Origin of the sequence: Nocardioides stalactiti (assembly GCF_014180715.1) — a bacterium.
GTDB classification, from domain to species: Bacteria; Actinomycetota; Actinomycetes; order Propionibacteriales; family Nocardioidaceae; genus Nocardioides; species Nocardioides stalactiti.
The window spans coordinates 45,860-67,962 of record NZ_JACEFC010000005.1; the positions used below are offsets into that span (position 1 = coordinate 45,860).

Sequence of the window (22,103 nt, forward strand, 5' to 3'; positions counted from 1 at the left end):
CCCTGTCTATTGGGGGATTCCCCTCGGTTTTGGGTCGTTGCGCCAGGTCAATCGACCTGCTGATCGGCCAGTCGCCCCGCGATCTCGCGGCGCGACCTCACCCCGAGCTTGTCGAAGCACCGGCCCAGGTGGGCCTCGACGGTCTTGGGCGAGATGAGCAGGACGAGGGCGATCTCGCTGTTGCTCGCACCCACGGCCGCCATCTCGGCGACGGTCCGCTCCCGGGCGGTCAGTGCGGCGGCCCCGGCGAGCTGGGTACGGCGGGGGCGCGCGCCCGCTCCGCGCAGGAGGGCATAGGCGCGTTCCTGCATCGGTCGCGCGCCGTGGTGATGGGCGAGGTCGAGCGCGACGCGGAGCGGCTCGCGCGCCGCCGGAGCGCTGCCCTGCTCGAGCAGGATCTCGCCCAGATCGAGGTGGGCTCGCGCCCGCGCCAGCCGGGCCGGGCTGGCGGCGAGCACGTCGACAGCCTCGTCGAGGAGCTCCATCGCGGGGCGACCCCGGACCACCAGCGCCAGCTGGCGCAACGCTGATCCGAGGACGTCGGCGGCACCGATGGTGCGCGCCTTCACCAGCCCCGCCTCGGCGATGCCGTGGGCGCGGTCCCGGTCTCCGACCGCCAGCGCCGCGTCGACCGCGACCGACCGCCAGGGCACCGTCCCGTCGTGGTCGGCTCCGAAGACGTCGAGATGAGCACCTGCGGCCGTCGCATCCGCCAGGGCGCCGCTGACGTCACCCTGGGCGAGCCGGAAGGCCGCCCGCCCCTCGAGATAGTCGGCCCAGGTGAACTCCTCACGCCACCTCGCCTCGTCACCGCACAACGACAGAGCCGCCCGCGCGCCGTCGAGGTCTCCCGCGGCACTGAGCGCCGCAGCGAGAGCGCCGTGGGCGGACGGGCGCGCGACCTCCCAGCCCTGGTCCGCCGCCATGATGACCGCCCGGGCGTCGTCCGCGGCATCCCCGAGCCGACCGGCGCGGAGATGGGCGTGGCAGCGGACGTGCAACGCCGAGGCGTGGGAGATCGCGCCGCCACGACGGGCCGCGTCGTCGATGAGCGGGGTGACGGCCGCGGACGCGCGGTCGTGCTCGCCGCACGGAAGGAGGGCCAGGGCGCCGAAGGTCACCGCACCCACGTCGAACACGTCGGAGAGCTCGACGGCCTCGCCCCCGAGCAGCGCCGCCTCGGCCAGACGCACGGTCTCCGACGACGGCTGACCGAGGATCGCGCGGTCCAGGGCGGCGTGCGCGATGAGCATCCGCTCGGGGTTGGTCGCCTCCCCGGCGAGCGCCCGCTCGACCAGGGCGTCCAGGTCGCCGAGCTCGGCGGACCTGGGGTTCCAGTCTCCCGTGATCGCCATCGCGGCCCGGAGGACGCGCGCGGTCCTCTGGTCGGCGGTCGACGTACCGACGGCACGAAGCCCTCGGCGGAAGACCCGGTGGGCCAGGTCGGGCCGGCCCGAGTCGATGAGGAGCACCCCGTACGTGAGCGACTTCTCCGCCCGCTCGTCCTCCGGCAGGTCCTCCAGCGCGGACCTGATCGAGTCCGGCGCCCCGGCTGCGCCCGCCATCGACTCGGCACGGGCCAGCAGCGCCCGGACAGCGGGCGTCCCCTGGCCGCCACCGCAACCCGCTCGAGCGAACGTCGCCGCTGCCTCCGGTGCCGCCCGCCGCAGTGCGGCCGACGCGGCGGCCTGGAGGACGCCCGCCGCCCACGACGTCGTGTGCTCGCCCTCGGCGAGGAGCAGCTGGCGCGCCGCCGCTTCGACATCGGTGGCGGCGAGCTCCTGCGCTGTCCGGATCCGCAGCAGTGCCCGGCGCGGCGGCGGCACCGCGGCGAGGATCGCCTCCTGCACCAGGACGTGGCCGATGGCGAGCGGCATCGCGGGCGTCAGGAGCGCCGCGGCGCTCAGCGCCTCGGCCGCGGTGGTGACCTGCTCCGGCGACAGCTCCGCCACGGCAGCTACGAGGGCGAGCCCGGCTCCCTGACCGATCACGGCGACCACGGCCCCCACCTTCTGCTCCTCGGCCGACAACCCCTCCCACCTCCGGGCGACCGACGCCAGGAACGAGGTCTGCGGTCCCGACGCAGACGGCCCGAGGGGCGGGTGAGGCGCGCGCAGCGCCTCGATCACGAACAGCGGGTTGCGGCCCGTGATGGCCGCACAGGTACGGATCTCGTCGTCGGTGGCGGTCGGCACCAGGGCCCGGACGAGGTCGCGGACACCCTCCGGCGGCAACGGGCCCACGTCAAGGACCTGGATCCCGGTCTGGAGCAGCTCGGGGACCGGCGCGTCGGAGCGCGCGGTGGCGACGATGCTCACCGAGGTGCCGGCGACCTGCTCCACCAGCCGGGCCACGAAGGCGACGGTCGCTGGATCGGCCAGGTGCAGGTCGTCGATCACCAGGAGCGCGGGACGTCCGTCGAGCCAGTCGAACAACAACCAGGTGAGCCCGTGGCTCACGGCCGCCGCACGGTCGGCGACCGGCAACGGGTCAGCAGTCAGCGTCGGGTCGAACACGGACCGGCAGAGGTCGGCGGGGCCCTGCCGCCGGACACGGTCGCGTTCGCGGTCGCGGTAGGCGGGCTCGAGCAGGACCCGCGCCGCAGCGAAGGGCACGTCCGCCCCCACCGCGGCCGCTCGCACGCTGAGCACCCGGCTCCCCGCTGCCGCAGCCGTGCCGACCGCAACCGCCACGAGCGTCGACTTCCCGATGCCTGCGGGACCGCGCACCAACAGGCAACCCGGGTTCGCGCCGACCACGACCTGGTCGATCACCGCCAGCTCCGGGTCGCGGCCGCACAGGTCGTCGGCGGACGACGCCGACACTCGCGCCCAGTCGGACCCCGCGGCTGTCACCTCGAACACGATACCGATCGTGCGACCGAGGCGGCAGGTACGACGGGACGGCGTCAGACGTGGCCGGCGAGCTGGGCCATCCGCGCCTCGACGGCGGCGAGGTAGGCGTCGCGACGCTTGCCGCTGACCTTGCTCCCCTTGTCGAGGTGGCTGCAGGCGGGCAGCACGTCGACCGAGAGCTTCGCGCCGCCGGCGAGCGCGCGGAGCTCGTCGAGGCGGTCGCCGAACGGCGTGCCGCTGCCGGGTGAGTAGGAACGGACGACCTCGTCGACGTCGTCGGGATAGAGGTCGACCTTGGTGACCACGACGATCAACCAGGTCGGGTGGTTGCGGCGCACCGCCATCGAGGCGATCCGGTGGGCGGTCACGGTCCAGTCCTCGAGCTCGCGGGCGAGCTGCTCCTCGCGGTCGGCGTCGACGGTGCCCGTCGTACCGGCCGTCCGGCGCCCGGTGGCGTAGCCGTTGGCGACGACGTGGAGCACCCCGTCGACGGGGTTGTCGTGGAAGACGTCGTCGAGCGCACCGAGCCGGGTCGCGGCGTTCTCGCCCGGGACGACCCAGAACCGGAAGCCCCGCAGTCGGCGGTCGCGGCGTACCCGCCGCTCCATGACCGCCGATCCGGACTCCGGGACTCCCCCCGGCTGCGGGTGCCCGGTGAGGTGGTCGATGAGCTCGCTCTTGCCCACGCCGGTCATGCCGGTGACCGCCACCATCGGGTAGCGGTGCCGGAACGTCCCGGCGATCCGTTCACGGCCACGCGCCAACGCCTCGGGAACGGCGCGCAGTCCGCCGCGGGATCGCCGGTCGTTCATGGAGGGGAACGTACCCGACAGATCGAGACGGGAGCGGCCTCGCGGGTGCAGAGTGGAACCGTGCGCCGCAGCCACCGCCGATCCTCCCGTTGCCTCCTGGCCCTCGTCCTGTCGACGGCCGCGGTCCCGGTCGTGCTCGCGGCAGGAGCACCGGCCACCCAGGCACGCCCGACCATCGACGACACCGACCCCGCGCGCATCGTCCGCCCGGCCACGCTGAAGCGGGTGCAGGACGGCTACTACTTCGGCGCGTGGGGCCAGGACTCACGGCTCGTCGTCACCCTGGTCGAGGGCGGCCTCCGGTTCCGTGACCCGCGGTCCGCCCGTTGGGAGGACCTGGCCGGCGTCTGCGACGCCCTGCGGGTACGACGGGGTGTCGCTGCCGTCTGTCCCGTCCCCCCGGGCGTGACGACCGCCGACCCGTTGACCCTGTTCCTCGAGCTCCGCCTCGGCGACGACTATGTCGACACCACGACGTTGGGCGCCGAGTTCCGCGCCGAGGTCCTCGCCGACGCCGGGCGGGAGGAGATCCACCTGGGCGCCGGGGACGACTTCGTCAACGGCGCCTTCGACCGCGACCGGATCTGGGGCGGGGCGGGCGACGACTTCATCCGCACCGGGGAGGGGAGCGATCTCGCGTTCGGCGAGGAGGGCCGCGACCGGATCGTCGGGCTCGAGGCCGCCGACGAGCTGCACGGCGGCGACGGAGACGACGTCGTCGAGGGCGGCCCGGGCGACGACACGCTCTACGGGGACGTCGGTGCCGACCAGCTCAAGTGCGGCGACGGGTCCGACGCCGCGGAGATCGATCCGGCCGACACCCGGGTGGGCTGCGAGCGCACGCCTTAGGACATGACGCCGAGGGTCTCCGGCACGAACCCGGGGAACACCTCGGCCCGACGGCTGCTGATCCCCGGGAACCGGTCGGCCATGACCTCCCAGAGGATGCTGCGGAAGTCGTGCCGCACGGCGAGGTCCCCGTCCTCGAGCGCGGCCGGCGCGAGGCCCGGCCACTGGCCGCGCACCGTGCCGCCCGCGACGCCCGCGCCGAACAGGAGCATCGCGTTGCCGTAGCCGTGGTCGGTGCCGCCGTCGCCGTTCTCCTCGACCCGCCGCCCGAACTCGCTAATCGTCACCACCGTCGTCCGCGCGGCAGCGGTGCCGAGGTCGGCGAAGAACGCCTTGAGCGAGCGGGCGAAGTGAGAGACGTGGTTGGTGAACCAGCCGTCATCGACCCTCCCCTGGCCCTCGTGCATGTCCCAGTCGCCGTAGTCGACGGCGACGATGCGGGTCCCGACGTCGGCCCGGATGAGGGCCGCGGTGTTGGCGAGCACCTCGGCCAGCGGGCCCGCCGGGTAGGCACTGGTGCGGACGGCCGTGTCGGCGGACTCCACCAGCGGTGCGAGCCGGGCGGTCGCGTCCATCGCGACCCGGACCCCGGCGCCGATGACCGACTTGTCCGTCGCCCACATGGTGCGCAGGGACGAGCGGCGCAGCGCCGCGGTCGTGCCGACGTCGGCGACGGCCAGGTCCTCGATCTCGTAGGCGCCCAGGACCGACGCCGGGCCGACCATCGAGGTGGGGAGCAGCGTGGAGCCGAGCGAGACGCAGTCCTGGGGGGCCGCGCTCGGGTCAAGCCCGATCATCCGGTTGATCCACCCCACGCGGGCCTTGGAGCCGGGGTCGGCGTCCTCGACCTCCTCCATGGCGTCGAAGTGGCTGCGGTTGGGCGCCGGCAGGCCGACGGACTGCACCGCGCCGAACGTGCCGGCGTTCCACATCGGCAGCAGCGGGCTGAACGCGGGGTGCAGGCCGAACCGCGGGTCCGCACCGAGGAGCGTGCTCTCCGGCACGACCAGGTTGGGCCGCAGGCCCGCGAGCCGGTCGTGGTCGACGCCACGCGGCACGAGCATCGACAGGCCGTCGGCGCCGCCGCGGAGGCTGACCACCACCACGACGTTGCCGCCCGGCGTCCCGCCGTACGCGGCCTCCATGAACGCCCCGCCGATCATCTGGGCACCCACCAAGGCCCCCGTGCCAGCGGCGGTCGTCTTGAGCAGGCGACGGCGGGTCAGCCCGCCGCGGTTGTAGTCCGGGCAGCCGCAGCCGCCTTCCGTCGTCGCCGTCGTCGACATCGTCGCCTCGTTCCGTCAGTCCGTCGGTGGTGCTGTCACTTGTGCATGTGGAGGGGCGAGTCGAGCAACGACGTCTGGATCCCGGTGAAGGTCCAGTACGTGAGCGCCTCCGCCTTGGTCATCGACTTCGTCAGGGGGATCCCGAGAAGCTCGGCGATTCCGTTGCGCACCGGGGCGGTCGGCTTCTGGCCGAGCATGTGCATCGAGATCGTGTCGATGACGGTGCCGAGCGGCGCCGGCATCGCCGGCAGCATGGACTCCTTGGACGGGTACCGCACTTCCTGGGTGGGCCACCAGCGCGCCGAGAGGTCGCGGTGGAGGGTGAAGCTGGTGAGCACCCGACCGGCGCTCGCCCAGGCGGAGTCGACCTCGGGATAGCCGTCCGGCGTCGGCCACTCGTACGGCGGCTGGCCCATCTCGCTGTACTGCCAGTACATGGCCCGGGCGTAGGAGTCCTCGGACACCGGTGCCAGGGGCTTGATGCCGAGCGCCCGGACGGTCGCGATGTAGTCCTCGAGCGGGGTGCGCACCTTGCGGCCGACCGCCAGGGCGAAGTCCGGGTGCCTCACCATCGCGAGCAGGGTCGGCCGGATCGCCGTCCCGTTGTCGAGGTAGGCCTTGGCGACGGCCGCCACCAGCGCCGCGGAGGGCGTGTCGGAGACGAACCGGACGCACAGCCGGCGCGCGAGCCGCGCCGCCGTGGCCGGGTGCTTGGCAAGGTAGGACAGGTAGGCCATCGTCGCTGGCCGCCCGTCCGAGGAGCTGTTCTGGTGCGTGAAGCCGAGCACCTTGACGGGCTGGGTGTCGTGCCAGCTGCGGTCGTAGTAGGCGCGGAACTCGGGCCACCAGACGTCGACCCGGTAGCCGGTCAGCATCCGCGCCGAGGCCTTCACGTCGTCCTCGGTGTAGCCGCCGTCGACGCCGACGGTGTGCAGCTCGAGGACCTCGCGTCCGAGGTTCTCGTTGGGCGCCTCCTTGGAGGAGAACGCGTTGTCGAGGTAGAGGCCCATCGCCGGGTGCGTGACGGCGGCCTGCAGCAGCTTCTCGTACGACGTGAGGGCGTTGGTCCGGATCACCTTGTCGAAGTCCTTGCGCCAGAACAGCGCGTCGTCGTGGAACAGGGTGACGTTGAGCAGGTTCGACCAGAAGTCGACCATCACCTCGTGGACCTGGCGGTTGCTGAGCATCCGCCGGGCCACCGTCCACTTGCTGAGGTCGTTGGCGACCTCCCAGCCGCCCCGCACGCCGTCCTGGTTGTCCTGGAAGATCTGGGCCGGCGTCTTGCGCAGGGTCGGGAACCAGTTGTCCGTGGCCGCGCCCGGGGCATCGGCGACGAGCGCCGGAGTGAGCTGCTGCTGGAACCAGGCCATCCCGCCGCCGACGGCCTTGACCTGCGCGGCGAGCTCCGGGGTCAGGCCGTGGGTGAACCGGCGGACCAGGTGGCGGTCGGCGGCGGAGAGGATCACCGGGGCCGCGCGTCGTTCGTACTCCGCAACGGCCAGTCCACGTCGTCGGACGGGGGGTTTGGTGCGGGCTGCGACGGGCACGATCGACACGGACTGCTCCTTGGGGGGATCGACGCCGCCAGCAGAGTGCTTAGACGTCTAAGCACCTACGGTAGGTTTCGCCGATGCGGCTGCTCCAGCATCTGGCGACTCGACCGGAGTGACGTCGTCGGACCACCACATCCGGGTCCCGGTCCCCTTATCTTGGGACCATGGCCCTAGGACTCGCGGGTGTGACGCCGTCGCCGTTCCTCGACCAACCCGCGTTCGCACCGGACGGATCGCCCGCCCGCGTGCGCACCTACTCGGGCGAGATCACCATCCGCCAGGACTCCGGCCTCCTCGTCCACCGTCCGAGCCAGATCGACGGGACGCCGATGGGGTTCGTCCCGCCGGACGCGGCGGCGATCCGGACCGGTGACGAGCCGGCCCTCGCGGCCGAGGTCACGATCGCCCAGATCCTCCCGGCGGGCAGCGGGGACAGCTTCAGCGGTGCGGGGGCGGCTGCGGTCACGGTGACCCTCCAGCCCGACCAGAACGACCCCGCGTGGAGCTGGCCGCACCTGTCGTTCCAGGCGCTCGGCATCCGGCCGATGGTGCTGCGCTACCGACTGTCGGTCCTGACCGCGGCCGCGACCGGCGGCAGCAGCACCTGAGCCGAGCACACGCGGCAGCAGGTCGCGAACAGATATCAAATCCGGCGAACCGTCGGTGGCGTTCCGACGGACGACCTACTGTCCCGGTGTGTTGTCGCTACGCCTGCTTCGCTCGCTCTGGATCACCGCGGGGATCATGCTCCTCGGTCACGTCGTGACCCTGTACCTCTTCCTCGAGCACGGCGTCAGCCGGGAGTACGGCGTCCCGCGCCACTTCGACCTCAACGGCGAGGGCAACTTCGCGTCCTGGTTCGAGTCGTTCCCGCTGCTGGTCGCGGCGATGGTCACCTTCCTCCTCGCGTCGCACTACCGCGACAGCGGAGCGCCCCTCGCCCACCGGTGGGCCGCCCTGTCCGGCGTGCTGCTGCTGATGTCGATCGACGAGGCGTCCCAGCTCCACGACCTCTTCACCGGCCCCCTGCGCCGTGGCCTGGCGATCGACTTCGGCGTCTTCTACTTCGCGTGGCTGATCCCCGCGGTCGCCTTCCTCGTCCTCGCCGCGTGGTACTTCGCCCCGGTCATCCGGTCACTGCCGGCGTCGACCCAGCTCCGGCTGATCGCCGCGGCCGGCATCTACTTCGGCGGCGCGATCGTGGTGGAGATGCTGAGCGGCTTCGCGGTCGAGAACGGCCGCAAGTCGACGCCGTACCTGACCGTGCTGACCTTCGAGGAGGCGTGCGAGATCAGCGGCATCCTGCTCGCCGTCGGCACCCTGCTCCGCCTGCTCCACACGGTCCAGCCGCGGTCGACCATCGAGCTGCTCGGAGCCGGGGGCGGCACCGTCGGGGTCGCGCCGGCCGCGACCGCGCCTGCCGAGCCGCGGTAGGAGCGGCTACCCTGCCTGGAACAAGAACACGTTCTAGAATTGGGAGCACGCATGGCCGCCGACCGGGACCGGATCCTCGAGACCATCCAGAGCTACGTCGACCTCGTCGGCAGCGGCACCGCTGACGCGATCCTCGCGCTCTATGCCGACGGCGCGACGGTCGAGGACCCGGTGGGGTCCGAGGTCCGCACCTCGCGCGAGTCGATCCACGAGTTCTATGCAGCCATCGAGCCGCTGGAGCAGGAGAGCGCCCTGGTCTCGGCGCGGATCGCCGAGGATCGCAGCTCCGCGGCGTTCCAGTTCGAGCTGGTCACCAAGGTCGGCGACCAGCGCTACACGCTCGCGCCGATCGACGTGATGACCTTCGACGACGAGGGCCGGATCACGAGCATGCGGGCCTTCTGGAGCAACGAGGACATGCAGGTCAGCTGAACAGGTCGTCCGACCTGTTATCTGGACATGATGTACGGCGTATCCCCCGGCGTGATCCGTCGTTGAACAGGACGGCCGGGTGGGCCCGCGCCATGGGGGGAGCGGCCCACCCGGCTGACGCTTGTCCGCCGCGGCCGCCCCGAGAGCCTCGGTCAGGCCCGGCGCCGGGTGCGGACGGCTCCCGCCGCCAGGCCGCCCACGATCACGGCGCCGGCCGTACCCGCGACGACGAGGACCCACCACCGGGTGCCCGCGTCGTCCACCGTGTCCCGGGCGTCGTCCCTGGCCTCGGGCCGGTCCCCTGCGGGCGTGGTCACTGCAGGGGTCGTACCGGCGCCGAGGTTCCGCTCGATGCGGTCGACGTAGCCGGGTCCCGCCGCCCGGGTCCCGCCGCACGACGACATGCTGAGCACGCCGGCATCGGTCGCGCCGGCATAGACGGCGTACCGCCGGCCGGGCTGCAGGCCCGGCAGCCCGCAGGCGCTGCCCTGGTTGCCGGTGACGACCCGCTCGGTCGCCGACGCCTCGCCGTCGTACACGCGCTCGACCTCGAAGGTGTAGACGACCTTCTGCTCACGGTCGTCCGCCTCGGCGACGAAGCCGGTGAAGACGACGTCCGCCCAGCGCGCGAACTGCCGGACGTCGCCGCCCACGCAGGAGCAGGCCGCCGCTGGGCCGGCCGTGGTCACCACCAGGCCGAGGGTCGCCGCGAGGGCGGGGAGGAGGACGGCGAGCAGGAGTCGGACGGTGCGCACTCCTTGTAGACGAGCGGGCAACCGGATCGGTTGCGTGCCGGCAGCGTGGTGATAGCCCCGCGCCGGCCCTATCGTTGAGTCACTGGCACCGCACCACCCCCGCGGCGCCGGTCTCCACCGCCACACCACCCCCGTGGCCGACAGAAAGCGGCACTCATGTCCGACAGCAGCACCCCGCCCGTCGTACCCGCCACTGAGCTCCTCGAGCACGGTCTCGAGCACGAGCAGGTCGTCTTCGCCAACGACCCCGCCAGCGGACTGCGCGCGATCATCGCGATCCACTCCACGGCCCTCGGCCCCGCCCTCGGCGGCACCCGCTTCTACCCCTACGCCTCGACGGCGGCCGCGCTGGCCGACGTGCTGGCGCTCTCCCGCGGCATGTCCTACAAGGCCGCGGTGACCGGGCTCGACCTCGGCGGCGGCAAGGCGGTCATCATCGGCGACCCCGCGACCCAGAAGAGCGAGGCGCTGCTACGCGCCTACGGGCGCTTCGTGGAGTCGCTCGGCGGTCGCTACCTCACCGCGTGCGACGTCGGCACCTACAGCGAGGACATGGACCTGGTCGCCCGGGAGTCCTCCTTCGTCACCGGTCGCACCGAGGCCCACGGTGGCGCCGGCGACAGCAGCGTCCTGACGGCGTACGGCGTGTTCTGCGGCCTGCGTGCCGCCGCCGAGACCGTCTGGGGCGACCACGACCCGGCAGCGGGGCTGGCCGGCCGCACCGTCGGCGTCGCGGGCGTCGGCAAGGTCGGTCGCCACCTCGTCGGCCACCTGGTCGACGCCGGCGCGCGGGTGGTCGTCACCGACGTCTCGACCACGGCGCTCGACCGGGTCCGCGACGAGCACCCCGAGGTCCAGGTCGTGACCTCGACGGAGGCACTCGTGGCCTCCGCGCTCGACGTCTACGCTCCCTGCGCGCTCGGCGGGGCGCTGAGCGACGAGGTCGTCGCGGAGCTGAGCGCCCGCATCGTCTGCGGTGCCGCCAACAACCAGCTCGCGCACCCGGGGGTCGAGAAGCTCGTCGAGGACCGCGGCATCGTCTACGCGCCCGACTACGTCGTCAACGCCGGTGGCCTGGTCCAGGTCGCCGACGAGCTCGAGGGCTTCAGCTTCGAGCGGGCGAAGCTGCGGGCGACCCGTATCTACGACACGACCCGGACGGTCCTCGAGCGCGCCCGTCGTGACGGCGTCCCGACCGCCACGGCCGCCGACCGGATCGCCGAGCAGCGGATGCTCGAGGTGGGTCGCCTCCGCGGCATCTGGTTGCCCTGAGACACCGACGCGCACTCGACCGACGGGTCGACCCGGCCAGCGTGCTGGTCGGGTCGCCCTGTCAACGACGAGGGTGCGTCAATCGCGGTGTGGGTCGTAGTCCGACCACTGGTCGGGCTCCTCGACCCTGTCCACCACGTCGGACTTGCCCTCGTCGCCGTGGAGCTCTCGCGCCAGGGCACTGAGGTCAGTCTCGTGAGTGCGGTACTTGAGGTCGCGCGCGACCTTCGTCTGCTTGGCTTTCGCACGGCCGCGGCCCATAGGGTCCAGCCCCCTCGCACACTCGGCCGGGACGCGCAGTGGCACCCCGGACTATTTAGTCAGAGTCTTCGTGGGGACAACGCTACCTGTTGCAGGGGTGTTCCCGCACACCGAGTCCGCGGTTGGGGGTGCCAATGTTCGGTAGATCACCAGCCGGCGTGCTGGCCGACGAGCCGAACGGTGCCCTTCTGGTCCGGGTCGACGTCGACCTCGCCCGCCACCCAGGCGTCGACGCCGTGCTGGGCGAGCAGGTCCAGAGCGGCTCCGACGGACTCCGGGTGGGTCAGCGCGACCATCCCGACCCCGCAGTTGAGGGTGGCCTCGAGGTCGGGCTGGGAGACGTCGCCGAGCCGGCGGACGACGTCGAAGACCGGCGCCGGCGTCCAGGTCGCGCGGTCCAGGGTCGCCCGCAGCTCGACCGGCATCACCCGGGCCAGGTTGTTGGCGAGACCGCCACCGGTGACGTGGGCCATCGCGTGGGTCCGGGTGCCGCGGGCGATCGCGAGACCGGCCTTGGTGTAGATCTTCGTCGGCTCGAGGAGCTCCTCGCCCAGGGTGCGGCCGAACTCCTCGACGTGCCGGTCGACGGTCCAGCCGGCCTGCGCGAAGAACACGTGGCGGGCCAGGGAGTAGCCGTTGGAGTGGAGGCCGCTCGCGGCCATCGCGATCACCACGTCGCCGGGCCGGACGCGACCGGGGCCGAGCAGGTCGTCGGCCTCGACCACGCCCGTGGTCGCGCCCGCGACGTCGTACTCGTCGGGCGCGAGCAGGCCTGGGTGCTCGGCCGTCTCGCCGCCGACGAGCGCGCAGCCCGCCTCGACACACGCCTCGGCGATGCCCTGGACGATCGCGGCGATCCGCTCGGGCACGACCTTGCCGGTCGCGATGTAGTCGGTCATGAAGAGCGGCTCGGCGCCGCAGACGACGAGGTCGTCGACGACCATCCCGACCAGGTCGAACCCGATCGTGTCGTGCTTGTCCATCATCTGCGCGACGGCGACCTTGGTGCCGACGCCGTCGGTCGAGGTGGCGAGCAGCGGCCGCTTGTACGACGTGAGGGCACTCGCGTCGAAGAGTCCGGCGAAGCCGCCCAGGCCGCCGAGCATCTCAGGGCGTCGGGCCTTCTCGATCGAGGCCTTCATGAGGTCGACGGCCTTGTCGGCGGCGTGGATGTCGACGCCCGCGCGGGCGTAGGCGTTGTCGGCGTCGGACACGGGGTTCCTCACGGGTTGTTGAAGACGGGCAATGCTTCGCCCTGGACCTGCGACGAGAGCGTTGCCTCCAGGAGGTGCTTGCCGAGCAGGCTCTCGTCGGGGAGCTCGATCGGGTAGTCGCCGGTGAAGCAGGCGGTGCAGAGGCTCTGCTGCGGCTGCCCGGTGGACTCGACCATGCCGTCGAGGGAGATGTAGCCGAGGCTGTCGGCGCCCACGCTGGCGGCGATCTCGTCGACATCGAGGCCGTTGGCGATGAGCTCGGCGCGGGTGGCGAAGTCGATGCCGTAGAAGCACGGCCACTTCACCGGCGGGCTGGAGATCCGGACGTGGACCTCGGTCGCGCCCGCCTCGCGGAGCATCCGGATCTGGGCCCGCTGGGTGTTGCCGCGGACGATCGAGTCGTCGACCACCACGACCCGCTTGCCGCGGATCACGTGGTCGAGCGCGTTGAGCTTCAGCCGGATGCCGAGCTGGCGCAGGGTCTGGCTGGGCTGGATGAAGGTGCGGCCGACGTAGGCGTTCTTGACGAAGCCCTGGGCGTAGGGGACGCCGCTCTCGAGGGCGTAGCCGGTCGCTGCCGGGATGCCCGACTCGGGGACCGGGATGACGACGTCGGCCTCGACCGGGAACTCGCGGGCCAGCTGACGGCCCATCTCGACCCGCGCCTCGTGCACGCTCCGACCCGCGATGATCGCGTCCGGGCGGGCGAGGTAGACGTACTCGAACACGCAGCCCTTGCGGCGCGGCTCGGCGAACTTGTGGGAGCGCAGCCCGCTCTCGTTGATGACGATGAGCTCGCCCGGCTCCACCTCGCGGACCACGCTCGCGCCGATGGTGGCGAGGGCGGCGCTCTCGCTGGCCACCACCCAGCCGCGGTCGAGACGACCCAGGACCAGCGGGCGGATGCCCTCGGGGTCGCGGGCGGCGTACAGCGTGTCCTCGTTCATGAAGACGAAGCAGAACGCGCCCTTCACCTGCGGCAGCAGCTCCATCGCTCGGGCCTCGAGCGACTGGTCGGGGTGGTGCGCCAGCAGCGCGGTGACCAGGCTGGTGTCGTTGGTCGACGCCTCGAGCTCGCGCGCGTGGATGTCGAGCTCCTCCTCGTCGCTCGGGAGGTCGCGGACCAGCTGGGCGAGGTCGGCGGTGTTGATCAGGTTGCCGTTGTGGCCGAGGACGATCGAGCCGTGGGCGGTCGGCCGGAACGTGGGCTGAGCGTTCTGCCAGGTGCTCGCCCCCGTGGTCGAGTAGCGGCAGTGTCCGACCGCCAGGTGACCCTGGAAGGAGTCGAGCGTGGTCTCGTCGAAGACCTGCGAGACCAGCCCCATGTCCTTGTAGACGAGGATCTGGCGGCCGTTGCTGACCGAGATGCCGGCCGACTCCTGACCGCGGTGCTGGAGGGCGTAGAGCCCGAAGTAGGTGAGCTTCGCGACGTCCTCACCAGGGGCCCACACGCCGAAGACTCCGCACACGTTCCAGGAGTCTAGTGGTCGGAGCCCCGGACCTCCGCACTCCGCGCGTGCGTGGGATCGGCCACGGCTCGCTCAGGCCCCCGTGCAGCTGGCGGCGGACGGGTCGATCGCGTCGCGGCCGGCGGCGAAGTCGTTGTCGGCACCACAGTCGATCTTGGCGTCCTTGACCCCGTCGACCGCGAAGATCAGGTCCGTGCCACCGAGAGCGAGCATGGTGTCGATCCCCGCGCCGCCGGAGATGAAGTTGTTGCCGGCGCTGCCCGTCAACTTGTCGTTGCCGAAACCGCCGACGAGGTCCTCCACGCTGGCGGCGATCGTGTCGCGGGAGCCGAGGACGCCGTCCACGGCTCCCCCGTCGTCCCCGGTGCCGGCGCCGAGGGACGCGGTCACCGCCGCGCTCCGGGCGGCATAGCTGGCCTGGTCCACCCCGGGACCCCCGATCATCTGGTCGGCGTCGGCCCCGCCCTCGAGGACGTCGTCGCCCTCACCGCCGCCGAGGACGTCGTCGCCGGTGCCGCCCTCGAGCGCGTCGACGCCGTCACCCCCGCGCAGCTGGTCGTCGCCGGTACCGCCCTGGAGCAGGTCGGCGCCGTCGCCGCCGCGAGCCACGTCGTCCCCGGACGCTCCGATCAGGACGTCGTCGCCCACCCCGCCGAGCAGGACGTCGTCGCCCGGTCCGCCCGCCAGCGTGTTCACCGAGCCGTTGCCGCGGAGCACGTCCTCACCGTTGCCGCCCGTCAGGTTCTCGACGTCCTCGCCGATGGAGTCCCGCGACCCGGCAGGACCGTCCGCCGCGGATCCGTCGTCCCCCTGACCGCCGCCGAGGTTCGCGGTCACGTCGAGGTCGTGGCCGGCGTAGGTCACCGTGTCGGTCCCGATGCCCCCGCAGATCACGTCCGCGCCGCCGAGCCCGTTGATCGTGTCGTTGCCCCCGAGGGCGGCGATGACGTCGGGTCCGGGGGTGCCGGTGATCGTCTCGCTCGCGTTGGTGCCCGTGATGGTCGCCGCGCGACCCTGGCACTCCACGTACGCCGCACCCCACGAGGGCCCGGAGTCGTCGGTGCTGCTGACGAAGCGGGTGGCCGCGCCGCCGCCGGCCGACATGCGGAACAGCTGAAGGCTAGGACCGTTCCGGTCGCTGGTGAACAGGACCTGCGTTCCGTCGGGCGAGAAGACGGGGCTCGCGTCGAGTCCGGCCTGGTTCGTCAACCGGACCACCGACGACCCGTCGGCATTCATCCGGTAGATCTCACCCTGACCGTCGCGTGTGGAACCGAAGACGATCTGCTGGCCGTTGGGCGAGAAGGACGGCTCGTCGTCGCTCGCGACGTTGTTGGTCAAACGCGTCGGGCTCGTACCGTCGGCGTTCATCTTGTAGATCTCGGAGTTGCCGTCACGGTTGCTGAGGAAGACGATCTGCTGGCCGTTGGGCGCGTAGGCAGGGCTCGCATCCTGCCCCGGAGCGACGGTGAGCCGGACGTGCTCGGTGCCGTCGGTGCGCATCCGCCAGACCTCTGCCCCGACACCCGGGAGTGCCTTCGTGTAGGCGAGGTAGCGGCCGTCAGGGGAGGGCGCGGGCTCGGTGTCGTTGACGCTGTTGCGGGTCAGCTGCGTGAGATCCGACCCATCGAGGTTCATCCGGTAGATCTCGCGGTCTCCATCACGGTCACTGGAGAAGTAGATGGTCAGGCCGTCCGCAGAGACGACCGGATGCAGGTCGCTGGCGGGATCGTTGGTCAGCTGCGTCCGCTCGATCCCGTCGGCGTTCATCCGCATCACTTCCAGGTTGCCGCCGACGTTGGTGGTGAACACGATGTCGCCGTTGATGCCGGGCGAGACGGCCCGGGCCGGCGCCACAGGCGAGGCGACCGCCCCGGTGAGGGCGGTCACGCCCAGGACCACGACGGAAGCGATACGGAACTTGTGCACAGCGACCCCCGGGGAGCAACGGGTGACGGCGTGTCCCGACACCACGCCCTGAGGGCACCGACGCTAACGAATTTTGCGATCCGGCGGCATCCTCACATCGGAGGATCTCCCTCGCCTCGCGGTCACTCCCCCAGGTTGCGCAGCAGCAGCGCCTCGGCGACGAGGACCTTCTCGAACTCGGCGAGGTGGAGGCCCTCGTTGGCGCCGTGGGCGCGGGTGTCGGGGTCCTCGACGCCGGTGACGAGCACGCTCGCCTCCGGCATGGCGTCCAGGAACTCGGCGATGAACGGGATCGAGCCGCCGACGCCCATGTCGACCGGCTCGGTGCCGCCCCAGGCCTCGGCGAACGCCGAGCGGGCGGCGTCGTACGCCGGACCGGTGACGTCGAGCGCGATCGGCTCACCGGTGTCGACGACCTCGATGGAGAGCTGGGCGCCCCACGGGACGTGCTTCTCGAGGTGGGCCCGGAGGCAGGCGATCGCGTTGGCGGAGGTCTCGCCGGGCGCCGTGCGCAGCGCGAGTCGGGCACGGGCGGCAGGGATCAGGGTGTTGGACGAGCCGTCGACCTTGGGTGCGTCGAGACCGATCACCGACAGGGCCGGCTGCGTCCAGAGCCGCTCCACCTTGGGGCCGTGGCCGATCCACTCGACCCCCGGGGCGACGCCGGACTCGGCGCGCAGCCGCTCCTCGGGGTAGTCGACGTCGGCGGCCGGGCCGCTGACCAGGCCCTCGACGAGCAGGTTGCCGTCGTCGTCGTGGAGCGAGGCGATGAGGCGGGAGAGTGCCAGCACGGCGTCAGGGACCAGGCCGCCCCACATGCCCTGGTGCACGGCGTGGCTGAGGGTGCGGACCTGCACGTTGACCCGGACCAGGCCGCGCAGGCTGGTCGTGAGCGCGGGGACGCCGATGTCCCAGTTGCCGGAGTCGGCGATGATGATGACGTCGGCGCGGAGGTCCTCGAGGTTCTGCTCCAGCAGCTGCGGGAGGGTCGCGCTGGCGACCTCCTCCTCGCCCTCGATGAACAGCCGGACGGTCACGGGGAGCTCCTCGCCCAGCACTCGCAGCGCGGTGACGTGGGCCATGATCCCGGCCTTGTCGTCGGCAGCGCCGCGGCCGTAGAGCCGGCCGTTGCGCTCGGTGGGCTCCCAGGGCGCGCTGTCCCACTCGGTCGGGTCGTTCTCGGGCTGCACGTCGTGGTGGGCGTAGAGCAGCACCACCGGGGCGCCCTCGGGGCCGCGCTTCTCACCGATCACCGCCGGCGGGGCACCGTCGTAGGCGCGCACGATGCGCGCGTCGACGCCCTCGGCACGGAACAGCGCGGCGGTCGCCTCGGCGCTCCGCTCCACCTCGTGGAGCCGCTCGGGGTCGGCGCTCACCGACGGGATGCGCACCAGGGCCTCGAGGTCGTCGCGAACACCGGGGAGCAGCTCGGCGACGCGGGATCGGATCTCGTCACTCGTCATCGTCATGACGGCAACCTACGTCACCGACGCAGTCACGCCAGGGGGAGGTAGGGGGCCAGGTCGGTGCGCTCCCCGCTGGCCGTGACCCGGCCGTCGGCGAGCGCCTCGGACCAGTCGATCGCCCCGCTCGCGAGACCCACCCAGGTGCCCGCGTCGGTCTCGACGACGGCCGGCGGCGTGCCGCGGGTGTGCCGTACCCCGGCGACCACCTGCACGGCGGCGTACGGCGGCACCCGCACCTCCACCGACCGGCCCGGAGCACGCTCCTCCAGGAGCGCCAGGAAGTGCTTGGTGAGCAGCCGCAGGTCGGTGCGGTCGGGCTCGTCGGCGGCCACCCGTGCGAGCGCGGCGTCGACCTCGGCGGGGTCGGCGGGACGGAGTCGGGAGGGCACGGAAGCGAGACTACAAACCATCGTCGGTCACAATGAGAGCCATGCAGGCACGCGTGGTCCTTGGTACGGCCCTCCTCGTGCTCCTGTCCTCCCTCACCGCGTGCAGCGAGGAGAAGGCGGAGCTCTCGGCGGGCGACATCGTCAGGGCGCGCCAGGACGACCAGTTCGAGAGCGGTCGCCGGACCACGATCACGATGCCCGTCGGGCGCCTCCTCGTCTGGACCGAGGACCCGGTCGAATCCGCCGGTGCCGACGAGACGCGGACCCGTCAGACGGTCGACGCCCCGGCCGGCGCCGTCCTGGTCCCGATCACGTGGCAGTACGACCCGTGGGCGTCCAACCGCCTCGACGGCATCGTCGACACCTCCGACACCCCGCGGATCAACCTGGTCACCGAGACCGAGAGCTATCGGGTCCCGCCGCCGGAGCGCGACGCCGAGGGCAACGCCGAGTCGTTCTACGTCGTCGCCGACGGCGACGCCGAGGAGCGGACCCTCGAGATCGAGTTCGACGGGGTCACCCAGACCCTCGACCTCGCCTCCGGCGAGCGTGACGAGGGCATCGCCGCGGCGCTCTACGACATCGAGGACGACCAGCTCAAGAAGACCTCGTGCACCGACGAGAAGTGGTTCGACCCGCGCTACGTCAGCGCCGACTTCACCTGCAACACCGTCGGCCCGGTGATCACGCCGTACGCCGCGGGCGAGTGGGCTCCCGAGGGCAGCGTCTGGCTCGCCGTCACCCTGACCACCCGGATGGGTGTCTACGCCGAGACCGACCTGCTCGGCTCGGGCGCGCGCTACTTCTCGCGCGGTGTGAAGGTGACGGCCGAGATCGACCGCGAGAAGGCGGACTACACGCTCGTCTCCCAGAGCGACCTCAACCAGTGCCCGGTCCCGGGCACCAACACCTGTGCCGAGAGCACGACCTACGTCTTCGAGGTCCCCGAGGAGGACCCGGAGCAGGGTCCGTTCGTGGTCGAGCTGACCTACAAGCAGGTCGAGCAGGTCAGCTACGGCCAGTGGGACGAGCCCCGCAAGCGCAAGGTCGTCGGCAAGGAGAAGCTGTACCTCTGGAAGGACCCCAAGGACAAGAAGCGGAAGAAGAACCGCGACGACGAGTCCGAGGAGACCTCCGAGGAGCTCACCGAGGAGTGAGCAGGTCGGCCACCTGACCCAGGCCGGCCGCCACCTCGGCGAACGAGGTGCTGAGCGGGGACAGCCCGACCCGGAGCCCGTGAGGCGGACGGAAGTCCGGGATGACCCCGCGCTCCCACAGGGCCGCCGTCACGGCGCGGAAGTCCGGGTGCTCGAGCATGACGTGGCTCCCCCGGGCCGCCGGGTCGCGCGGGGACGCCACTCGGACGTCGTACGGCGCGAGCAACGCGTCGGCGACCTCGATCGCGAAGCCGGTCAGCGCCATCGACTTGCGGCGCAGCGCCGGCATCCCGGCGCGCTCGACGAGCGCGAGCATGTCGCGCATCGGCAGCATCCCCACGATCGGCGGCGTGCCGCTGATCAGCTGGCGGATGCCCGCCGCAGGCTGGTAGCCGGGGCCCATCGCGAACGGGTCGGCCGCGCCCATCCACCCCTGGACGGGCTGGGGCAGCCGTCCGTGGTGGCGCGCCGCGAGGTAGGCGAACGCCGGGGCTCCCGGCCCACCGTTGAGGTACTTGTAGGTGCAGCCGACCGCGAGGTCGACCTGGTGCTCGTCGAGGCTCAGCTCGACCGAGCCGGCAGAGTGGGAGAGGTCCCAGAGGGCGAGGGCACCGACGTCGTGGGCCACCCGGGTGATCGCCGGCAGGTCGGCGATCCGGCCGGACCGGTAGTCGACATGGCTCAGCAGGACCAGCGCGGTCCGCTCGGAGACCGCGTCGCGCACCTGGTCGACCGTCACGGCGCCGCCGGCGTCCGGCGTGATCCACCGCAGGGTCAGGCCACGCTCGGCCGCGATCCCCTCGACGACGTAGCGGTCGGTCGGGAAGTTGTCGGTGTCGACGACGACCTCGCAGCGGCCGTCCGCGGCCCGGCCGTCGACGGCGGCCCGGACCAGCTTGTAGAGCAGGACGGTGGTCGAGTCGGCGACGACCGTCTGGCCCGGGGCGGCACCGAGGCAGACCCGGGCGATGAGGTCGCCCAGCTCGGTCGGTGCGTCCATCCAGCCCTCGTCCCAGGAGCGGATGAGCCGGTCACCCCAGGCCCCGCCGACGAAGTCGGCGAGCCGGTCCCGGGTCGCCAGCAGCGGGCGCCCCAGCGAGTTGCCGTCGAGGTAGGCGACGACGCCGTCGGTCCGGACGAAGGCCGCCCGGTGCTCGGCCAGCGGGTCGGCGGCGTCGAGGGCGGCGGCGCGGGCAGCGAGGTCGCCACGGACGCTCCCGAGCGGTGCGGTGCTCATCGGACCCCGATCTCCGTGCGGACCGTGATCAGCTCGGGGAAGAAGGTCAGGTCGAGGGCGCGCCGCAGGAAGGAGACCCCCGAGGAGCCGCCGGTCCCGGTCTTGAAGCCGATCGTGCGCTGCACCGTCCGCAGGTGACGGAAGCGCCACAGCTGGAACGCGTCCTCGAGGTCGACGAGGTCCTCGGAGGTCTCGTAGAGGTCCCAGTGGCCGGTCGTGTCCTCGTAGACGGTCCGGAACACGGGGATCAGGCCGGCGTCCTCGACCCACGGCTGGCGTACGTCGCGCTCGAGCACCGCCGCCGGGACGGGCAGCCCGCGCCGCGCGATCAGGCGGAGGAACGCGTCGTAGACCGTGTGGCTGTCGAGCGCGCCGGCGAGGAAGTCGCGCGCCGCCGGGTTGGCGTCGAACACCTTGAGCATCTGCGGGTTCTTGTTGCCGAGCAGGAACTCGACCGCTCGGTACTGCACCGACTGGAAGCCCGACGCCGGTCCGAGGACGTCGCGGAACTCGGCGTACTCACTGGGAGTGAGCGTCGCGAGCACCGACCACTGCTCGGTGACGGTCCGCAGGATGTGCTTGACCCGGGACAGGCTCTTGCGGGCACGGGCGAGGTCGTCGGCGTCGAGGAAGGTCCGCGCGCCGACCAGCTCGTGGACCATCAGCTTGAGCCACAGCTCGGTCGTCTGGTGCTGGATGACGAAGAGCAGCTCGTCCGGGTGCTGCGGGTCGCTCAGCGGGTGCTGGGCGGCGAGCAGCGTGTCGAGGTGCAGGTAGCCCGCGTAGTCGAGGGCCCCGCTGAAGTCCGTGCGCACGCCCGGCTCGAGCGGCCGGTACCCCTCCTCGATGGACACCTCGTCACCGTAGCGCCGAGGCCTGTGCCGCCGTCAGTGCAGCGTGTCGAAGATGTCTCGGATCCGAGACCACGCCTGGCTGGTCACGTCGATGACCCCGAAGTGGCCGCCGGTCACCTCGACCAGGTCGGCCGTCGCGCCAGCAGCGACGGCGCGTTCCACGTAGTCCGTCGACTGGCTGATCGGCACGATGTCGTCGTCGGGGGCGTGGACGCACCAGACGGGCACGTCGAGCGGCAGCTGCTGGGTGGGGTCGGCCGCGGCGTCCGCGGGGCCGGCCGGGTGCCCGAGGAACGCGTCGACAGCACCCGCGCCGAGGCCGTCGCGCGACCCGGCGACCAGGTCCAGCACCCCTGCCTGGGACACCACGTGGGTGACCGGCACGACCGGGTCGACCCGTCCGGCCGCCCACGTCGCCAGGTGGCCTCCGGCCGAGTGCCCGAGGGTCACGACCCGCGCCCGCACGTCGGCCGGCACCAGGTCGGCGAGCAGGTCGATCCCTGCGGCGACGTCGTCGAGCGTCTCAGGGACGCCCCCTCCACCCCCTGTCCCGGAACCCACCCTCCGGTACTCCAGGTTCCAGGTCGCCCAGCCTGCGGCGGTGAGGTCCTCGGCCAGCGGGGTGCCCAGGGAGGCGTCGTACTGCGCCTTCCAGAAGCCGCCGTGGATGACGACCACCACGCCGTGGGCCGCGCCGTCCGGCAACCGGAGCTCGCCGAACTGGCTCGGGTCGTCACCGTAGGGATGGCGCAGCCGGTCCGTCGGGCTCGGCTCCATCGAGGACTCCTTGTCAGGGTCGGTCCCACAGGCCGCCAGGGCCGCCGCAGCGGCCGCGGCCAGCACGGTACGACGGCGCGGGGCGGACGTGGCGCTCACCGA

At 72.2% G+C, this 22,103-nt stretch carries 20 protein-coding genes; 6 read left to right on the top strand and 14 right to left on the bottom strand.

All coding sequences use genetic code 11. The features are described 5' to 3' along the window. Positions 1-47 precede the first annotated feature (47 nt). Both H0487_RS01940 and H0487_RS01945 read right to left on the bottom strand, forming a co-directional pair. Complete coding sequence (locus H0487_RS01940; protein WP_183092539.1) at positions 48-2,864, bottom strand: LuxR family transcriptional regulator; 2,817 nt, start codon at positions 2,862-2,864, stop codon at positions 48-50. A 44-nt stretch (positions 2,865-2,908) separates the two neighbouring features. Further along, on the bottom strand, positions 2,909-3,667 hold the full coding sequence (locus tag H0487_RS01945) for a GTPase domain-containing protein (RefSeq protein ID WP_183092540.1): 759 nt from the start codon (positions 3,665-3,667) through the stop codon (positions 2,909-2,911). A 60-nt stretch (positions 3,668-3,727) separates the two neighbouring features. Here H0487_RS01945 and H0487_RS24110 point away from each other — a divergent pair, with 60 nt between their 5' ends. After that, positions 3,728-4,516: a calcium-binding protein gene (locus H0487_RS24110; protein ID WP_183092541.1), complete on the top strand. Its 789-nt coding sequence runs from the start codon at positions 3,728-3,730 to the stop codon at positions 4,514-4,516. Here the strand turns inward: H0487_RS24110 and H0487_RS01955 are convergent. Further along, the gene (locus H0487_RS01955; protein ID WP_183092542.1) at positions 4,513-5,802 is read right to left on the bottom strand and encodes a DUF1501 domain-containing protein; all 1,290 of its coding nucleotides are present in this window, start codon (positions 5,800-5,802) and stop codon (positions 4,513-4,515) included. The two genes, H0487_RS24110 and H0487_RS01955, sit on opposite strands and share 4 nt — an antisense overlap. Positions 5,803-5,837: 35 nt before the next feature. Next, positions 5,838-7,358: a DUF1800 domain-containing protein gene (locus H0487_RS01960; RefSeq protein WP_183092543.1), complete on the bottom strand. Its 1,521-nt coding sequence runs from the start codon at positions 7,356-7,358 to the stop codon at positions 5,838-5,840. Positions 7,359-7,519: 161 nt separating this feature from the next. Between H0487_RS01960 and H0487_RS01965 the strand changes: the two genes are divergently transcribed. From H0487_RS01965 to H0487_RS01975, 3 genes are all read left to right on the top strand, one after another. Continuing rightward, positions 7,520-7,963, top strand: a complete 444-nt coding sequence (locus H0487_RS01965; protein WP_183092544.1) for a hypothetical protein — start codon at positions 7,520-7,522, stop codon at positions 7,961-7,963. An 88-nt stretch (positions 7,964-8,051) separates the two neighbouring features. Continuing rightward, positions 8,052-8,789 carry a DUF8692 domain-containing protein gene (locus H0487_RS01970; protein WP_183092545.1) on the top strand — a complete coding sequence of 246 codons (738 nt, stop codon included), beginning with the start codon at positions 8,052-8,054 and terminating at the stop codon, positions 8,787-8,789. Between the two features lie 51 nt (positions 8,790-8,840). Further along, positions 8,841-9,221 (top strand): nuclear transport factor 2 family protein, encoded by a 381-nt coding sequence (locus tag H0487_RS01975; RefSeq protein WP_183092546.1) that lies wholly within the window; start codon positions 8,841-8,843, stop codon positions 9,219-9,221. Between the two features lie 152 nt (positions 9,222-9,373). On the opposite strand, the gene H0487_RS01980 is transcribed toward H0487_RS01975, so the two are convergent. Further along, entirely contained in the window at positions 9,374-9,976 is a 603-nt protein-coding gene (locus tag H0487_RS01980) for a hypothetical protein (protein WP_183092547.1), read from the bottom strand. 156 nt (positions 9,977-10,132) lie between these two features. On the opposite strand from H0487_RS01980, the gene H0487_RS01985 reads away from it, so the two are divergent. Next, the gene (locus H0487_RS01985) at positions 10,133-11,248 is read left to right on the top strand and encodes a Glu/Leu/Phe/Val family dehydrogenase (protein WP_183092548.1); all 1,116 of its coding nucleotides are present in this window, start codon (positions 10,133-10,135) and stop codon (positions 11,246-11,248) included. 78 nt (positions 11,249-11,326) lie between these two features. On the opposite strand, the gene H0487_RS01990 is transcribed toward H0487_RS01985, so the two are convergent. The 6 genes from H0487_RS01990 to H0487_RS02015 form a co-directional block, all read right to left on the bottom strand. Continuing rightward, the gene (locus H0487_RS01990) at positions 11,327-11,509 is read right to left on the bottom strand and encodes a DUF3073 domain-containing protein (RefSeq protein WP_183092549.1); all 183 of its coding nucleotides are present in this window, start codon (positions 11,507-11,509) and stop codon (positions 11,327-11,329) included. Between the two features lie 146 nt (positions 11,510-11,655). Then, complete coding sequence (gene purM / locus H0487_RS01995) at positions 11,656-12,723, bottom strand: phosphoribosylformylglycinamidine cyclo-ligase (protein WP_183092550.1); 1,068 nt, start codon at positions 12,721-12,723, stop codon at positions 11,656-11,658. An 8-nt stretch (positions 12,724-12,731) separates the two neighbouring features. Then, entirely contained in the window at positions 12,732-14,192 is a 1,461-nt protein-coding gene (gene purF, locus H0487_RS02000) for an amidophosphoribosyltransferase (protein ID WP_183092551.1), read from the bottom strand. Positions 14,193-14,264: 72 nt separating this feature from the next. Beyond that, positions 14,265-16,121, bottom strand: a complete 1,857-nt coding sequence (locus H0487_RS02005; RefSeq protein ID WP_183092552.1) for a DUF5050 domain-containing protein — start codon at positions 16,119-16,121, stop codon at positions 14,265-14,267. A gap of 122 nt (positions 16,122-16,243) precedes the next feature. After that, complete coding sequence (locus H0487_RS02010) at positions 16,244-17,590, bottom strand: dipeptidase (protein WP_183092553.1); 1,347 nt, start codon at positions 17,588-17,590, stop codon at positions 16,244-16,246. Between the two features lie 26 nt (positions 17,591-17,616). Continuing rightward, positions 17,617-17,976 carry a sterol carrier family protein gene (locus H0487_RS02015; RefSeq protein WP_312855788.1) on the bottom strand — a complete coding sequence of 120 codons (360 nt, stop codon included), beginning with the start codon at positions 17,974-17,976 and terminating at the stop codon, positions 17,617-17,619. A gap of 41 nt (positions 17,977-18,017) precedes the next feature. On the opposite strand from H0487_RS02015, the gene H0487_RS02020 reads away from it, so the two are divergent. Continuing rightward, the gene (locus tag H0487_RS02020; RefSeq protein WP_183092555.1) at positions 18,018-19,133 is read left to right on the top strand and encodes a hypothetical protein; all 1,116 of its coding nucleotides are present in this window, start codon (positions 18,018-18,020) and stop codon (positions 19,131-19,133) included. Here H0487_RS02020 and H0487_RS02025 read toward each other — a convergent pair. Genes H0487_RS02025 through H0487_RS02035 form a run of 3 tightly spaced genes read right to left on the bottom strand, consistent with a single transcriptional unit; the run spans position 19,120 to position 22,100 of the window. Continuing rightward, complete coding sequence (locus tag H0487_RS02025; protein WP_183092556.1) at positions 19,120-20,370, bottom strand: kynureninase; 1,251 nt, start codon at positions 20,368-20,370, stop codon at positions 19,120-19,122. The genes H0487_RS02020 and H0487_RS02025 overlap by 14 nt on opposite strands. Beyond that, positions 20,367-21,224 carry a tryptophan 2,3-dioxygenase gene (locus tag H0487_RS24115; protein WP_183092557.1) on the bottom strand — a complete coding sequence of 286 codons (858 nt, stop codon included), beginning with the start codon at positions 21,222-21,224 and terminating at the stop codon, positions 20,367-20,369. Before H0487_RS24115 ends, H0487_RS02025 begins: the two co-directional genes overlap by 4 nt. 33 nt (positions 21,225-21,257) lie before the next feature. Continuing rightward, positions 21,258-22,100, bottom strand: coding sequence for an alpha/beta hydrolase family protein (locus H0487_RS02035; RefSeq protein WP_312855789.1), 843 nt, complete (start codon positions 22,098-22,100; stop codon positions 21,258-21,260). Between the last annotated feature and the right edge of the window lie 3 nt (positions 22,101-22,103).